This window comes from Flavimaricola marinus (assembly GCF_900184895.1).
In the GTDB taxonomy this organism is placed as follows: domain Bacteria; phylum Pseudomonadota; class Alphaproteobacteria; order Rhodobacterales; family Rhodobacteraceae; genus Flavimaricola; species Flavimaricola marinus.
Genome location: NZ_FXZK01000019.1, coordinates 19258 through 34409 on the forward strand (window position 1 = coordinate 19258; position 15152 = coordinate 34409).

Sequence of the window (15152 nt, forward strand, 5' to 3'; positions counted from 1 at the left end):
CAAAATATGGCACTTCTCAAAAGCGCAAAGTCTGGCCGCCCGATGCCATTGGCGCGACAGGTATATGATGAGCTGCACAAGAGAATCCTCAGGTTTGAGCTGAAGCCCTATCAGGTTCTGTCTGAGGCTTCGGTCTCAGAGATGTTGGGGGTAAGCCGAACACCGGCCCGTGAAGCGCTTACAAAATTGGCAGAGAACAAATTTGTCGATGTGGTTCCACAGCGTGGGTCGCAGGTAGCACCTTTGCGTCTCGAGGACCTTGACCGGTCGCAGTTCATGCGCGAGGCCCTAGAAGTTGCATTGCTGCGACGGGCCATGTCATCGGGCGAAGGGGCTGCTTTGGTCAAAGGGCTGCGCAAGGAAATAACCTTGCAGCGCACATATGTGACATTCGAAGACACCGAGAGCTTTTATGCGTCTGATGAAGCATTTCACGGTCTTATCGCGGAATATGCCAAACAGCCAAGCGTTCTGCCCGAAATCCTGCGCCTCAAAGATCACATGGACAGGTTCCGGCATCTGATGGTGGCGGCCGTCGAAGATCTCGACACCATTATCAAACAACACATTGCCATAGCGGATGCAATCGAGGCCGGCGACGAGGCGCTGGCCGAAGAACGCATGATCAAACATCTACGCCGCATTTTTGATTACATCGATGAAGCTCGCGACAAATTTCCTGACTATTTTGAACAAAGCGAAGAACATGTTAGGGCCGCAAGATGAACATCCGCTTCCTCGGAGACTTGCGCGATGGCGTTGGCGAAAGCCCATTTTGGAATCCAAAAGATGGCAGGGTTTGGTCAGTGGATATCACTGGCAGGGCGCTCATTGCCCGCGATCTTGCGAGCGGTAAGACGGCAGATTTTGCAACTGACGATCTACCGACGGCGCTTGCACTCGACCTGGATGGGGGGGCGATTGTTTCCTTCGCCCAAGGTGTGGCGCGGTGGCACGACGGAAAGACTGGCCCGCTGATCCAAGCCGAATCCGATCCAATGATGCGGCTGAATGAAGGGGCCTGCGATCCGTCAGGGCGCATGTGGGTCGCAAGCATGGAAAACAATCTGACGGATAATTTACAGCCGCGCGAGCAGGCGCGCGCGTGCGGGCGGCTTTTCCGGATTGACGCGCATGGTGCGGTGCCTCTTTCCGATCCCGAATTTGGAATACCGAACACCATGGTTTGGTCGCCTGATCGTGATCGGTTTTATCTTGGCGATAGCCTGCGCAATACGATCTGGGTTTGGGATTATGACGATGCGACGGGTGAGATTTCTAACCGCCGCATTCATGTCTCGGGTGGGCCCGGCGTTCCGGATGGATCCTGTATGGATGCCGCGGGTTTTTTGTGGACCGCGCGGTTCGGCGCAGGGCGCGTGATCCGGTATGACCCAAGGGGAAAACCGGACCGTGAAATCATGTTGCCCGCGCAAAACCCAACGGCCACTACGTTTGGGGGGTCGGATTTGTCTACCCTAATCGTCACATCCGCGCGGTTCGGGATGGAGAATCCGGCGGATGCGGACGGGGCGATGATGGCGGTGCAAACCGATGTCATCGGGCAGCCCGAAAACCGATTTGTCCCATGACGGCCGACTTTGAATCCCGCTGTCAGGCGTTGGTGGTCGAACTCGGCTTGGGAAATGCCGATGACATTCAATCCATAGAGCCGCTGACTGGCGGGGTTGCCTCGGATATCGGCAAGGTGGTGTTGGCCGACAAAGCAATTTGTATCAAGTTTGCATTGCCAAAACTCAAGGTCGCGCAAGACTGGCGCGCCCCTGTTCATCGCAACACCGCTGAATATCACTGGCTTCGCACAGCCGTACAGATCGCCCCGAACATGGCACCCAAACTTTATGGAAGATCGAAGACACAACATGGTTTCGCCATGGAATTTCTGGATGGCAAGGACGTCTATCTCTGGAAAAATGCGTTGTTGCAGGGGCAGCAACCTCGCGGTGAGGCGGCTCGCGTGGCGGACGTGTTGGGGCAGATACACGCGACCTCTGCTCGGCCGGAATTTGACCGCAGCCCGTTTCAGAACCGTGATGACTTTGATGATTTGCGGATAGACCCGTATCTGCGCTTTACGGCGACGCGTCATCCGCAGGTGGCGCGCCAGATCATGGCCGTGGCAGATGCTATCTACGCTAACGATACAGTGCTGGTGCATGGCGATGTCAGCCCCAAGAACATCATGATCCGTGGCGATGCGCCGATCATTCTGGATGCCGAATGCGCAACGATGGGCGACCCGAGTTTCGACGTTGCTTTTTGCCTGAACCATCTTGTCCTTAAGGCGTTCCACCTTGCGCAGATGCGCACAGCTTTGCGTGCTGAACTGGTCGGGTTCTGGGCGACCTACGCGCCCCACATTCATTGGCAAGGCCTGGGAGACCTCGATCGCGACGTAGCGACTTTGTTACCTATGCTGATGCTTGCACGGGTCGATGGGAAATCTCCGGTCGAGTATCTGGATGCCACGACAGCCGATCATGTGAGAACCGTTGCGCTGCGCCTTATTGCGACACCTCCCAAGACACTTGATGGCGTTATTGATCACATTTTTCAAACATTCGAAGGGTAGAAGCCGTGTCAGAAATCACATCCGTTCAGGGCCGCCGTGTGTGGGATTCGCGCGGCAATCCAACCGTTGAGGTTGAAGTGGGTCTTGCCTGTGGCCATTTCGGGCGTGGTATCGCACCGTCGGGTGCATCGCGCGGCACACGCGAAGCCATTGATTTGCGGGACGGTGGCAAAGCATTGCGCGGTATGGACGTGCAACGTGCGCTGACGTCCGTGCAAGATAGTATTGCACCCGCGCTACTGGGGCACAATGCAACCGATCAGGCAGGGATCGACGCAACCATTCTCGCGCTTGATCCGTCACCGCTGAAAGACGTGCTCGGCGGGAATGCGACCGTGGCGACGTCTATGGCTGTCTTGCACGCGGCTGCCGCTGCGGCGCGAAAACCCTTATGGCGCCATATCGCGGATCACTACGGGCAAACACCAACGTTGCCCTTGCCTGAAATTCAGATTTTCGGTGGCGGGGCACATGCAGGGCGGCGCGTCGATATTCAGGATTTCATGGTCATGGTGCCGGGTGCCAAGACCTTTGACGAGGTGATGGAGGTCACCTCCGAGGTCTATTTTGCAGCTGGCGCTATCATGAAACAAAAGGGGCGATTGGCTGGGGTGGCTGATGAGGGCGGTTGGTGGCCGATCTTTGACAGCAACGAGGAGGCGTTGGAAACGCTAACACTGGCGATCGAAAAGGTCGGTGAAAAACCTGGCGATCGCGTCGTTATCTCGCTTGATGTGGCAGCGTCGGAATTTTGCACTGATGGCCGTTACCGCCTTGCACTTGAAGACCGTGACATGGGTGCGGATGGCCTGATCGACCTGCTGGGCACTTGGATTGACAGCTATCCGATTGCGTCGATTGAAGACCCCGTCAGCGAAGATGATCCTGCAGGGATGGCTAAATTCACCCGCCGTTTTGGTGCGCGGGTTCAGATTATCGGTGATGATTATCTGGTTACAAATGCCAAGCTCGTGACTGAGGCTGCGGCACAGAAAGCCTGCAACGCGGTGCTGATCAAAGTGAACCAGGCCGGGACGATCACCGAAGGCGTTGACGCGTTCAAGGCAGCAAATGCCGCCGGATACCGCAGCGTGGTTTCAGCCAGATCAGGCGAGACCGAGGACGTCACAATCAGCCATCTCGCAACGGGCCTTGGGGCTGGGCAGCTTAAGGTCGGGTCGTTCACGCGGTCTGAGCGCATGGCGAAATGGAACGAATGCCTGCGCATCCAAGATACACTTGGACGCGACGCCTTCGTGGGCGGCGCACCACTTGCAAACACATGGTGGGGCCGAAAAAATAATGGAGAACAACGATGAAATTTCTGAGACTTGGCCCTGTAGGCACTGAAGTTCCCTGCGTTTTGGACGCCGGGAATACGGCGCGCGACATATCCATTATCATCCATGATTTTACACCCGAGACTATCCCGGCAATCGGCGCGTTATTGGCGGACGTGGACCTTTCCACTTTGCCTATCGTCGAACAAGACGGCGCGCGCATCGCCGCACCCATGACCCAGCCCCGAAACGTCTATTGCATCGGCCTGAACTATTCTGATCACGCCGCAGAGGCAGGCATGGATATCCCCGCCGAACCGATCTTGTTCAACAAATCCGCAGCGACATTCTGCGCGCCCAATGCGCCGATCCTGTTTTCACCGAAGATGACGAAACTCGACTGGGAGGTCGAACTGGGGATCGTGATCGGCAAGCGGGCGCTGAACATCACCAAAGCCGACGCGCTTGATCACATTCTGGGCTTTACTGTCGTCAATGATCTGTCGGAACGTGCTTGGCAGTTGGAGCGCGGCGGGCAGTGGGCGAAGGGCAAAAGCTTTCCGAACTTCTGTCCCACCGGTCCATGGATCGTCACGCCCGACGAGGTTGGCGATGCTGCGGCTTTGCCTATGTGGCTCGACGTGAATGGCGGGCGGATGCAGACCGGGAACACAAACACGATGATCTTCGATGCCGCGACAATCGTCAGTTACTTGTCAGAATTCATGGTGTTGGAACCGGGCGATTTAATTTGTACGGGCACGCCTCCCGGTGTCGGCGCGGGCATGAAACCCCCAAAATTTCTCAAAATTGGCGACACCGTGAGCCTTGGAATTGAAGGGTTGGGGTCACAAAGCCAAACTGTGGTTGCGTTGGAGGGATCATTATGGACCTGACCCAACGCCTGCAAGGTAAGACCGTTGTGGTGACAGCAGCCGGCCAAGGCATCGGGCGGGCAATCGCAGAGCGACTTCTGGCAGAGGGGGCGCAGGTCCACGCGTCCGATTTGAATCCGGATCTATTGTCGGACCTAAAAGGCGCGCGTGTCGCAGGTCTGGACGCGACGAATGCCTCTGACGTGACAGAATACTTCGAGACATTCGACCAGATTGACGTTCTGGTTCACGGGGTTGGCTATGTGCACCAAGGCACGATCGAGGAATGTAGTCTTGAGGATTGGCGCCGGTCTTGTGCCATCACCTTGGACAGTGCCTTTTTGGTCTTGGGGGCAGGTATACCGAAAATGAAGGCGCAGGGCGGCAGTATCATCACCATTGGGTCGGTTGCTAGTTCAATCAAAGGTTTTCCAAAGCGGGCAGCGTATTGCGCGACCAAAGGCGGGGTGTTGGGTCTGACGAAATCAGTTGCCTCTGACTATTTGCCCTTTGGGATTCGGTGCAACGCGATTTGCCCGGGTACCGTTGACAGCCCCAGCTTGCAAGGTCGCATCGCAGAATTGGCGAGCCAGATGGGCAGTCACGAGGCCGCGATGAAATTCTTCATCGACCGACAGCCCGTAGGGCGTTTTGGCAGACCGGACGAGATAGCAGGCCTTTGCGCTTTCCTCGCCTCGGATGATGGTGCGTTTGTGACGGGTCAGGCCATCAACATTGACGGTGGCATCACGATTTGACCGAAACGGTTTGGACATTTGATTGGGGGTGCATCCGCGGCGAAGTGGCCGCACTCGGCGGGATGCTTGGCCCTGTTTGGTTTACGCTTCCCGACGGTCCTGTCGTGCAGCCCTTTGCCGTCGCGCCCTGGGCCGATGACCCACCAGAAAAACTAAACGTGCTGCCACCCATCTTGCGACAATTGCGTGGAGAGTTCCCATGCGTGCCGTTCGGCGTTTCCCATGCGCGAACCGACTTGCCAGACCGATGGATGGACGGCCTTGATCTCTCAATCCCGCCCGCAGATGAATTTGCCCATGGGTATAGCGCAAATCATAAATGGCACCTCCTAGAACAAACAGACACCACCATCACGATCGGCATCGACTATCCTGAAGACCATGTCGTAAGTCGCCTGAAACGGCGTATTTCGCTGGACGGTGATCTGCAGATCAAGATTGATCTACACATTGAAATGCGGCGTGATGCTGCGCTGCCGATCGGGCTGCACCCGATTTTTGCATTGCCCGTTCATTCGAGGGCTGCGCACCTGAGTATTCCGTCGCTGCAGAGCGTACGATCATTTCCGGTTCCCGTGGATGAAGTGTCGCAATGCATGCCCGATGAGACCGCCGATACCTTAACGCAGATACGAACGAAAGACGGTGCGATGCTGGACGTGACGCGACTTCCACTTGCACTGCAAACAGAGGAACTCCTGGCCGTTTCGCTGACGGATGGTGATGTGCGCCTGTCAGACATCCAGAATGGCTATGCCGTTGGTCTTTCGTGGGACATCGACAGGTTTCCCCGGTGCCTGCTTTGGCTCTCGAACCGCGGTCGCACGGCCTATCCGTGGTGCAGTCGGTTTTGCGCCATCGGCATTGAACCGGTTGTAGCGGCCTTCGATCTGGGTGTCGCGCATTCCGCTAATCGTCATGCGCCATTCGCAAGATCTGGAACAGCAACCCAAACGCCGCTTTCAGCCAGTGAACCATTCACCACAAGCTATTCAATTGCGGTGGGTCACCTTTGATCATGTCGAGCCGAAAATGGCGCGTTCGCCATCATCTCCGTCGCCTAGCGTTTAAACAGTCTGCGGGCAACCAAAAGCTGCCACGGGGGAAAGTCGCTTTGCTGATCTTCAAATCAGTGGAGGTCACGCGATAGCAACTCTGCAAGTTCAGCCAACGGGGTCATCTTTTATAGAGAGGGTACAAAATGGATGATTCAAAATGGGGATCAGAAGATCGTCGCGGATATTGGAAACCCTACAAGCCGCTGACCTATCCCAACGTTTTTGTATGGCCAATGAGCCTGAGCGGAATTCGCAGTTGGCTGCCCCAATATCTGTTCCCTTGGACGATCGTCTATGCGGGCCTTTCGGTTTTGGTTTTTCTGTATCTCACGCCGTCCGCCGCGCGGATGCAAACACTGAGCATGGATTGGGTGTTGCTTATCTTGTTGCGCAACTATGCGCTGCATATTGCGGTGGTCGGACTGCTGCACGTATGGCTGTACACCCGTCAATCCCAAGGAACGGCGTTCAAATATAACCGCCGCTGGCCGCAAACGCACAACCCGATTTTTACCTTCAACAGCCAGACGCGTGATAATGTGTTCTGGTCACTTGTCAGCGGCGTGCCCATCTGGACCGCGTGGGAATGTCTGGCCTGGTGGCTATATGCCAACGGTTATGTGGCGCAGCTTGGCATTTCGGAAAACCCGGTATGGTTTGTTCTGTTATGGCTATTGGTGCCATTGCTGCACGAATTCCACTTCTATTGCGTGCACCGATTGATCCATGTTCTCTGGCTTTATAAGCGCATTCATTATCTGCATCATCGCAACATCAACCCCGGTCCTTGGTCAGGACTTTCGATGCATCCCATGGAACATCTCCTGTATTTTTCAGGCTACCTGATCTATTTTATTCTACCTGCCCATCCGCTGCATTTCATGAACATGGGGCTTCTTGCGGGGCTGTCGCCGGCGCAGGGGCACACCGGTTTTGACCGTGTTGTGGCAGGCGGGGATAAATCGGTCGGGCTGTCTTATTACGCGCATTATCTGCACCATAGGTATTTTGAGGTAAACTATGCCGATGGTTCAATCCCGCTGGATAGATGGTTTGGGACGTTTCACGATGGCAGTCCCGAAGCTGATGAGGCTCTTAAACTGCGCCGCTCGAAACTATCGGGAAAGTAATCTGTAACAAATTCCGGCAGGCTATAGCTTGACCATCTGTGCCGTATTCGGGTTTCGCGCTACAGAAAAATCTCCGAACAGTGAAAGCGTGCAGATATTATTTAGGTTGGCCCGGCGCAGGCGATTAATGTCTTTTTCGGGCTGGCTGCAACGCTTTGCTGAGCCCTAAATATATGTCAGCCATGGGCAGTTTTTCCGCAACTGATCTTCTGGACCCTCAACCGCAGACATTTGCGGCGGGACAAAACATCGGTAAGTGGGGCTCCTTGCTGTCATCGGACGAAGGTTGCTGCAGGGCTGCTTGCAAAAGGCGGACGGCATGCGCCACTCGCTTAAATATCAGATCTCGATCTTCTCGGGGATGCTGAGGGCATCTTCGACTTAGACGCCCAAGTAGCACAGCGTGCAATCGATCTTTGTGTGGGGAAGAAGCAGTCGTTCCGCCCGCAAGCTTCGGACTTGGCCGTAGATTGCAGGGGCCTTTGTCCGGCGCATAGGTTTTGCCCTTTTATTGCTGTTTGGCGGCCCCATTGCACCATTGGTCTATCTGGGAATGGTTGGGGCGGTGTTAGTCTCTTACACACGCGGAAGGGTGATTCCACTTTCAGTCATGGGCAGCGCATTGGATTGGCTTGGTGTAAGAAAGGCATCAAGATTTGTCGTAGAACTGGATGCCGTTCCGCCAGACACACGCTTAAACGTTTTGTCCGCAGTGTGTAAATTTGACCGCTGATCCTTGCTGCGGTCTGCATGAATGGCCGTTCTTCCTGCTGTGCGGCGGCACGAAATTTCTCGCTCCTGAGGCAATTCCTGCGCTGCGAGCGCACGCAGCACAAAATACGAATTTACAGAATGGGCTGATGATGTTGAAGAACCAGCTGAGAAAGACACCTAAGACAGCCAGCGTGGCGATGACTACACCAAGCGGGCCGGTCAGAGCGTCAACGATGCCCTGCAAAAGGCTTTGGATCGGGGAGAGATCAATGCTTTGCGCAAGTGCAGGGTCGGCGACCAGCAAGAACAGCGCCAATGATGCTGCGAATAGGGATGTAAAATGTCTCATGGGTTTGTTCCTTCCAGTCGAGCGACCACCGCCATGACGCGGGCCACATGATTTTGGGTTTCTCGGTATGGGGGTATTCCACCATATTGGCGCACGGCATCGGGGCCGGCGTTGTAGGCTGCCAAGGCAAGCCGCGGGCTGCCAAAGAGCTCAAGCATCATTGCGAGATAACGCGCGGAACCATCGAGGTTTTGCAGGGGATCACGGGGATCGACGCCGAGATCGCGCGCTGTTGCGGGCATCAACTGGCCAAGGCCAATAGCGCCTGCGCTAGAAACCGCGCTCTGACGATAGGCGCTTTCGATTTCGATGTTGGCGCGGAAGAGAAGGAGCCAGTCTGAAACCGAAAGTCCTGCGCGGCGCAAGCCGGTATGGCTGCCGTAGCGTAGCGCCGTGGCCTCAATTGCCGAAAGAACGTCTGCGCGGGGAAGGGGCGCGCGCGGTACAATGGCAGCAACGCGGATTTCTTCTGTTGCTGCGGCAACATCAGGTTCGTCAAATATAGTGAGCGCTTCGGCCGCCGAGCCTTGGCCTACGCCGTCATTGTAGTTCCGGGCAAAGCTGTTTTGGGATTGCGTGGCGGTCAGAGAGCCGTCGCTCTCCATGACCAGAACCATTTGCGCGGAGGCGGAAAAAGTAGATGCGCCGAGAAGTAGAAGACTAGCTGCTGCTTCCTTTGTCGGCTGTTGCCAGTTTATGCGTGGTGCGTTGACCTTCTTCGAGAGGAACGTCGGCGTGGGAGAAGCCAATCCTAACCAGGAACGACACGACGCCGGTGATGGTTTTGAATTCGCGGATTTTGATGTCGTTATGCGTTGTACGGGTGCGGGCAGTAACCAAGAGCTTTTCCACACCGTCATCGCTGACAGCGCGCATGATCCAGATGCCGTAATAGCTCGGACCTTTCTTGTGCGCAGACTCCTGGCATAAGATTTCGGCGCTATAGCCGCTTTCCACGAGTTCGCGGAATCTCGCCTCCGTAACCACATTTGGTGCTTCGACTTCCCAGTTCATGGCCCGGCTCACGCTTTCTCTAAAGACGCAACGCTAGGCATTCCTACTTGAAGCCCAGAGATACGATAGTATAGATTTGTCCGCAAGGTATATTTATGTGTTGCGGCTGTACTGTGATCGCGCACCCATTAGGCATGTGAAGTGAGTATATTCAAGGTTTCATGGGAATTTTGGCGCGCCCGAATGCACGGAATCTGTAGCGTTCAGACTATAGTTTTCCTCACATTTCTGGCCGGAGATGCGTCGGCACAGACCTGTTTCGCGCCCCCACGACCCTTCGTTCCAAGCGACCCGCAAGCTGCTCAAGAATATGCAGACCTCATCCGGAACGACTTTGAGGCCTACATTCAGGACATTCAGAACTATTTCCGCTGCCTTGATGGCGAACGGGCGCGCGCTTTTCAGGAAGCGCGTGAAGTCAGCGAAGAGTATGGAAGGTTCCATGGATTGGTTGGGCCATAGTTATGGAATACAGGGGCTTGTCGAAAAGCACTCAGAATCTGGGATTGAGAAGGTCTCGTGCCTCAATGCCCGATGCCTCCGCAATCGCTTCGACCATATCGATCGACGCGGCATGCTTTGCGTTCTCGATCTTGCCAATATAGCCACGATCAATGTCCGCGCGATGCGCAAGGGTTTCTTGGCTGAACCCTCTGGATCGGCGCGCCTCCTGAATATTTAGACCAAGTAGTACCCGTAGCTTCATGCCTAAGGCAGAGCCCGGATGTAGAGTATTTAGCCACGCAAGATATTCTACATTCGCATCCTAGACTATTGTCTTTGGGTGAAAATTTTTCAAATTGGGACTGAACGCCGCGATGGGCGAGTGATGAAGTGAAATTGCACGTGAGGGTTGGGCGAGGGCTGTGGCCGTATTTTTGTCAGATGTTTATCCAGGCCGATGGGAGGATCCATCAAAAATGGGTGTCTTTCAGGAGGCAGTTTATATTCCTGAATTTTCTGAGCCTTCGGGCTGACCTAACCCTCAATATGACCAAAACCCAAGCTACCAAACCGCGGCGCGACTTCCGACCTAGAGACAAGAGTGAATTAAAGAGTGCCCTATTCAAATGACGAAGCAACACCCATTGCGCAGCTCATCGGATCTGATGGCAAGAGCATCGTTGGTTTGGTCTACGTTTGGGAAACATCGGAGTTGGCAATACTGTGGCTTAATCCAAAAAAGACGGCAGCTTTCGTTGACCCTGAAATAGACCCCGAAATGCTCGCTAAGGGTAAAGCGACAACGCCAGCAGAGTTGCTAGTGTTACTTGGAGGACTTCCAACACTTGCTAAAAAATCGTCATGAGTGGTCGGGTGGCTGTTCGAACGTAACGTCAAATTCGCATAAGCGCGCATATTTCAATTCATGGTTTCGTTAATCTTTAAAGGACTTTGAGTGTAGTGAATCACACGACCGAGCGACCAAAGCGGCCATTGATGTTGATTACAGCGAATGCTGAGTGTGAGCCCATCTTTACCGGATCTCCGCGATGCGGCGAATGTCGGCTTTGGCGAACTTAAAGTGCGACTAAATCAAGCTTGTCTGGATTCCGCATGACATAAATCCACGCAATCTTCCCGCTTCGATCCGGCGCGAGCGTTGTGATGGAATCCAATAGACCCGATTGATAGCGCAGCAAAGCGGGCTTGGCATTTACCATCGACATTTGGCTCGTCCAACCCGGTTCATCTTTCGCCCTTTCGTACAATGCTCGGAACACCATCATAATCTCGTTCCCGCCACACAAAGGACGCCGCGCCGCGCGTTTCTTGGCTCCGCCATCCGTGATAGCAACGGCATCAGGCGTGAGAAGCGATAACGCGGTATCAAAGTCCTCCGCCATGATTGCCATAAAGAAACGCTGGCTTAGGTCCGCGACCTCTTCAGGCGTCGCATCAAAACGGGGGCCAGAGTCGTGCAACTTCTTTTGCGACCTGCTTACAAGTTGACGACAGGCCCCTTGCGTTGTTCCAAGAGTGGCAGCGAGCTCCGAATAGCTGGCGTCGAATGCCTCCCTGAGAATGAATGCAGCGCGTTCCTTTTCGCTGAGACGTTCCATGGCCCAAAGCAATGCCAATTCGCATTCTTGCGCCAATTCAAAGTGATATTCGGGCTCTTGGGGTTCCGATTGAATAAGGGGCTCGGGCAGCCACGGACCGACATAGATTTCGCGTTGACGATGGGCGGACCGTAAGGTGTCGATTGCAATATTTGTGGCAACCCTGCGCAGCCAAGCCGCAGGATTGTCGATCCTCTCAATGTCGGCGGCGGCCCACTTTAGCCAAGTGTCCTGAACGACGTCTTCCGCTCCAGCACGTTCGCCAAGCATGCGGTAGCACAGCGACAACAACTTCTTTCGTTCGGCTTCAAATATGTTTGTAACCATGTTCATGCGCGGGGCAGGACCTGAATTGTTTCATGACTTGCTTTGACACTGCTACAGGTCTGTCCAAAACCCAACCCGCGTTTCAAAACCGGATATATCCGCCCACTGGCTGCGGCAAAAGAAGCAGCCGTGACGGCGGCGGGGCCGAACCGCCTGTCGATTTCGGCCCTAAGTTCTTCCAGTTCATGCACATTAGCAATAGCGGCTTGAGCAAACCGAAACCCAAGCCCAACATCGCCGGCTGCGACCGCATCACCCTGTAGACAAAGGGCAAGCTGATCTTTTGGGACTGCTGCCTCAAGTGCCATATCGACAATAAGCTGCACACATGGTCCGCAATCTCCTTCCTGTGTCGACCCCAACATAGCGCCCGCCCAGACGTTTCGTGCCGCCTTAGGGCCCTGAAACTGAGTAAACAACGGGAGCAAGGACAGCCGCACACCCGCCTCCGCAGACGTCTCAACGACGTGAGACATGTAGCTGGTGTCATAGCTGTAACGTTTCGCGAATTTCCGCATACCCATCTTCAAAAAATACCGGATCATGCCTGTTTCCCACCCGCTTGAATATTGATTGCCGCGAAGAACGCGAGAAGTGCTGGCATTTGAATGCCGAGCAGGTTCGTAAGCGCAACAATGTCGAGAGGAACTCCGCGGTGAATCCACATCCAGATGTGTAACATCGCATGTAGGACAAGCCATCCTGCCCCACAAACCCCAACTGATTTGTCGTTTTTGTGGCCAGCCCAGAGCAGCATTCCACCGCTCAACAGGTAAGCAAGAGCGACATCCTGCGCAAAATGAAAATTGAGCGGGCCCGTAAGAACCACGCCTGGAACGTTTTCATACCAATGCTGCGTGGCACCCCCAATATAGGCAGCTGTCACCAAAGACAGTCCACCAACGCCCAATAAAATTTGTCTTTGCATCACATCTCCAAACATTTGGTTTCAGAGATATGACGATCCGGCCGTAACTTATGTGACATCCAATTGTCACTTTAAAGCCGACATTGGCGCAATCGCAGCGAATTCATACTTTGTCCGCATCTTACCAGTTCGTCCACTGTGCAGCGAACGGCGCGATTTCCCGAAGCGGCCACTCGTGACCAGCGCGGTGAAAGAGGAAAAAGAGCCCTACTTACCAACATGCTGCGGAGCGTCGAATGGCTGCTTACTTCAACTGAACCGATTGCGCCAAGCCTCACAACGTTGCGCATCCCGCGTATCATAGGCCTCTAAGGCATCAGCAGGGCTGAGAACAAACTGCTCTTCACTGTCTTCACCAAGGGCTGTCAGGCGCATTGAATACCATGCGGTGACACCTCCGCGCGGCGGGGCATCGAATGTTGGGAATTCAGGATCACCGCCCGCATCGCTTAACCACGCATTGGCGAGAGACGCATTCAGCACCATTGCACGGGCAAGACTGATCGCATCGGCAGACCCATCTGCCAAGACTCTTGTCGCTTGATCCCTCGTCTCAAACCCGCCCGTCAGCATGATCGGAATGGACGTAATCTTCTTTGCCTGCCTGGCGAAGTCGATGAAGTAGGGGTCGGAAGAGGACGTGCCTTCTGAGCTTGATGCAGCGCCAGGGAAATAGGTGCCTCCGCTAATATCGATTAGGTCCACCGATGTTTCATCGAGCAATTGAACGATCTGCAACGCGTCGTCCGTCGTCAAGCCGCCTTCAAGCTTGTCGGTCGAGTTGATCTTGATGCCAATCGGAAAAGCTGGTCCTACGGCATGCCGAACGGCATCGATAACCTCGCCAATAACGCGAAAACGTCTTTGGACCGTGCCGCCATAAGTATCTGTCCGATGGTTGAACAGTGGTGATAGAAACTGGCTGAACAGAAACCCGTGACCGGCATGAATCTGAACGCCGCCAAATCCAGCTTTCTGTGCGAGGCTCGCCGCTTGTGCGTAGGTGTGGGGCAGGTCGTGAATGTCTTCCAATGACATGCCGTCACAGCGAAGTCCTTCGACATCAAGGGGAGAGGGCCCTTTCGGGTCGCTGATCGGCCCGTGCGCCAATGCTCCTGCGTGACCGAGCTGTGGCCAGATATTTGAACCGTTGGCCGATCCGCGCCTCGCCAATGCTTTCAGTGCAGTCAGGTCTGCGTCTGGCACCAGCACGAGATTGCCGGGTTTTTCCGGATAGTGTGGATTTGTCTGCACCTCACCGATCAGCGATAGCGCTGCACCTCCTTCGGCCCATCGCTCATACAATCGCATTTGCACCTCGGTGGGATTGCCCGCGCCATCACCAAGGGAGTCGGACATGGCAGACTTCACAAGACGGTTCTTCAACCGCACACCACAGGGCAGGTCCAGAGGTTGACCAAGCAGGTTCTTCGCATCGTTGCCAATCTTATTCATGTCCATTCTCCATCGGAATATTTCGATATATCGTTTCAATTTGACAAGGCTCAACCGGGATCGGTTTCCTTACCTGCAAGCTACATTTTTAGAAGTTCGTCTTTGACTGCCGTAAGGAACGCTTGAATGTTCTCTTCGTCGCGCCGGTAGAACGTCCACTGGCCGTGGCGTTCTGCCTTCACAAATCCCGCTTGTTTTAGCAATCCCATGTAGTTCGAGATTGTGGACTGAGACAGTTTCGCCTTCTCCTGAATGTATGCAACACAAACACCTTCAAGATCTTCGTGTCCCGGTAGCGCGGGAGGAAAGTTGGAGCGGTCCTTAAGCCATTCCAGAATTCTGCGGCGCATCGGATTATTCAGCGCTGAGATTGATCTTTCAATGTCCATAAATCGAAATATCTCGATATACCAAGCGATGTCAAGACAGCTTTTAGTTCGCCAAAGCAGGCATTGGTTCACTTACAGCGAAAGATCGCAAAGTCCGGATACTGTTGAAAAAGTGGGGGTTTTGGTGAGCTTGATGCTGAGCGAGAAGCTGGCCAGCCTCGTTGCCCTTCACGCTGGCGATGCTTCTGGGACCAATTTCGCCAGTTTCCGGAGGTTTTG

Annotated in this window: 20 protein-coding genes; 11 read left to right on the forward strand and 9 right to left on the reverse strand. The window is 54.6% G+C overall.

The genetic code is table 11. The features are described from left to right. The first annotated feature begins 6 nt into the window (after window positions 1-6). The 8 genes from LOM8899_RS21515 (at window position 7) to LOM8899_RS21550 (ending at window position 7694) form a co-directional block, all read left to right on the forward strand. Complete coding sequence (locus tag LOM8899_RS21515) at window positions 7-726, forward strand: GntR family transcriptional regulator (protein ID WP_093994307.1); 720 nt, start codon at window positions 7-9, stop codon at window positions 724-726. Continuing rightward, complete coding sequence (locus LOM8899_RS21520; protein WP_093994308.1) at window positions 723-1592, forward strand: SMP-30/gluconolactonase/LRE family protein; 870 nt, start codon at window positions 723-725, stop codon at window positions 1590-1592. Before LOM8899_RS21515 ends, LOM8899_RS21520 begins: the two co-directional genes overlap by 4 nt. After that, window positions 1589-2593: a phosphotransferase family protein gene (locus tag LOM8899_RS21525; RefSeq protein ID WP_093994309.1), complete on the forward strand. Its 1005-nt coding sequence runs from the start codon at window positions 1589-1591 to the stop codon at window positions 2591-2593. The genes LOM8899_RS21520 and LOM8899_RS21525 overlap by 4 nt, the downstream gene beginning before the upstream one ends. Before the next feature lie 5 nt (window positions 2594-2598). After that, on the forward strand, window positions 2599-3912 hold the full coding sequence (eno, locus tag LOM8899_RS21530) for a phosphopyruvate hydratase (RefSeq protein ID WP_093994310.1): 1314 nt from the start codon (window positions 2599-2601) through the stop codon (window positions 3910-3912). Continuing rightward, complete coding sequence (locus tag LOM8899_RS21535; RefSeq protein WP_093994311.1) at window positions 3909-4769, forward strand: fumarylacetoacetate hydrolase family protein; 861 nt, start codon at window positions 3909-3911, stop codon at window positions 4767-4769. The genes eno and LOM8899_RS21535 overlap by 4 nt, the downstream gene beginning before the upstream one ends. After that, complete coding sequence (locus tag LOM8899_RS21540) at window positions 4760-5506, forward strand: SDR family oxidoreductase (RefSeq protein ID WP_093994312.1); 747 nt, start codon at window positions 4760-4762, stop codon at window positions 5504-5506. Before LOM8899_RS21535 ends, LOM8899_RS21540 begins: the two co-directional genes overlap by 10 nt. Continuing rightward, window positions 5503-6522 (forward strand): aldose epimerase family protein, encoded by a 1020-nt coding sequence (locus LOM8899_RS21545; protein ID WP_093994313.1) that lies wholly within the window; start codon window positions 5503-5505, stop codon window positions 6520-6522. Before LOM8899_RS21540 ends, LOM8899_RS21545 begins: the two co-directional genes overlap by 4 nt. A gap of 185 nt (window positions 6523-6707) precedes the next feature. Further along, window positions 6708-7694, forward strand: coding sequence for a sterol desaturase family protein (locus tag LOM8899_RS21550; protein WP_093994314.1), 987 nt, complete (start codon window positions 6708-6710; stop codon window positions 7692-7694). Window positions 7695-8388: 694 nt separating this feature from the next. Here the strand turns inward: LOM8899_RS21550 and LOM8899_RS23780 are convergent. Genes LOM8899_RS23780 through LOM8899_RS21565 form a run of 3 tightly spaced genes read right to left on the reverse strand, consistent with a single transcriptional unit; the run spans window position 8389 to window position 9771 of the window. Continuing rightward, window positions 8389-8757, reverse strand: coding sequence for a TrbC/VirB2 family protein (locus tag LOM8899_RS23780; protein ID WP_245820698.1), 369 nt, complete (start codon window positions 8755-8757; stop codon window positions 8389-8391). After that, a complete protein-coding gene (locus LOM8899_RS21560) occupies window positions 8754-9374 on the reverse strand; it encodes a lytic transglycosylase domain-containing protein (RefSeq protein WP_093994315.1) in 621 nt (206 codons plus the stop codon). The genes LOM8899_RS23780 and LOM8899_RS21560 overlap by 4 nt, the downstream gene beginning before the upstream one ends. Window positions 9375-9417: 43 nt before the next feature. Next, window positions 9418-9771, reverse strand: coding sequence for a hypothetical protein (locus LOM8899_RS21565; protein WP_093994316.1), 354 nt, complete (start codon window positions 9769-9771; stop codon window positions 9418-9420). Between the two features lie 183 nt (window positions 9772-9954). Here LOM8899_RS21565 and LOM8899_RS23785 point away from each other — a divergent pair, with 183 nt between their 5' ends. Then, entirely contained in the window at window positions 9955-10233 is a 279-nt protein-coding gene (locus LOM8899_RS23785; RefSeq protein WP_245820701.1) for a hypothetical protein, read from the forward strand. A gap of 31 nt (window positions 10234-10264) precedes the next feature. Here the strand turns inward: LOM8899_RS23785 and LOM8899_RS21575 are convergent, their stop codons facing one another. Further along, window positions 10265-10477 (reverse strand): helix-turn-helix domain-containing protein, encoded by a 213-nt coding sequence (locus LOM8899_RS21575; protein ID WP_093994317.1) that lies wholly within the window; start codon window positions 10475-10477, stop codon window positions 10265-10267. A 351-nt stretch (window positions 10478-10828) separates the two neighbouring features. On the opposite strand from LOM8899_RS21575, the gene LOM8899_RS23290 reads away from it, so the two are divergent. Beyond that, complete coding sequence (locus LOM8899_RS23290) at window positions 10829-11080, forward strand: hypothetical protein (protein ID WP_133065088.1); 252 nt, start codon at window positions 10829-10831, stop codon at window positions 11078-11080. Between the two features lie 211 nt (window positions 11081-11291). On the opposite strand, the gene sigJ is transcribed toward LOM8899_RS23290, so the two are convergent. The 5 genes from sigJ to LOM8899_RS21605 form a co-directional block, all read right to left on the reverse strand. Then, window positions 11292-12167, reverse strand: coding sequence for an RNA polymerase sigma factor SigJ (gene sigJ / locus LOM8899_RS21585; RefSeq protein WP_093994319.1), 876 nt, complete (start codon window positions 12165-12167; stop codon window positions 11292-11294). Continuing rightward, complete coding sequence (locus LOM8899_RS21590) at window positions 12164-12706, reverse strand: hypothetical protein (RefSeq protein WP_245820699.1); 543 nt, start codon at window positions 12704-12706, stop codon at window positions 12164-12166. Before LOM8899_RS21590 ends, sigJ begins: the two co-directional genes overlap by 4 nt. Next, the gene (locus tag LOM8899_RS21595) at window positions 12703-13089 is read right to left on the reverse strand and encodes a hypothetical protein (RefSeq protein ID WP_093994324.1); all 387 of its coding nucleotides are present in this window, start codon (window positions 13087-13089) and stop codon (window positions 12703-12705) included. Before LOM8899_RS21595 ends, LOM8899_RS21590 begins: the two co-directional genes overlap by 4 nt. A gap of 249 nt (window positions 13090-13338) precedes the next feature. Then, window positions 13339-14544 carry an NADH:flavin oxidoreductase/NADH oxidase family protein gene (locus tag LOM8899_RS21600; RefSeq protein WP_093994325.1) on the reverse strand — a complete coding sequence of 402 codons (1206 nt, stop codon included), beginning with the start codon at window positions 14542-14544 and terminating at the stop codon, window positions 13339-13341. Between the two features lie 80 nt (window positions 14545-14624). Continuing rightward, complete coding sequence (locus LOM8899_RS21605) at window positions 14625-14933, reverse strand: ArsR/SmtB family transcription factor (RefSeq protein ID WP_093994320.1); 309 nt, start codon at window positions 14931-14933, stop codon at window positions 14625-14627. Here LOM8899_RS21605 and LOM8899_RS23620 point away from each other — a divergent pair. Beyond that, window positions 14926-15152, forward strand: a 227-nt coding sequence (locus LOM8899_RS23620) for a hypothetical protein (protein WP_211096250.1), incomplete at its 3' end; no start/stop codon positions are given. The genes LOM8899_RS21605 and LOM8899_RS23620 overlap by 8 nt on opposite strands.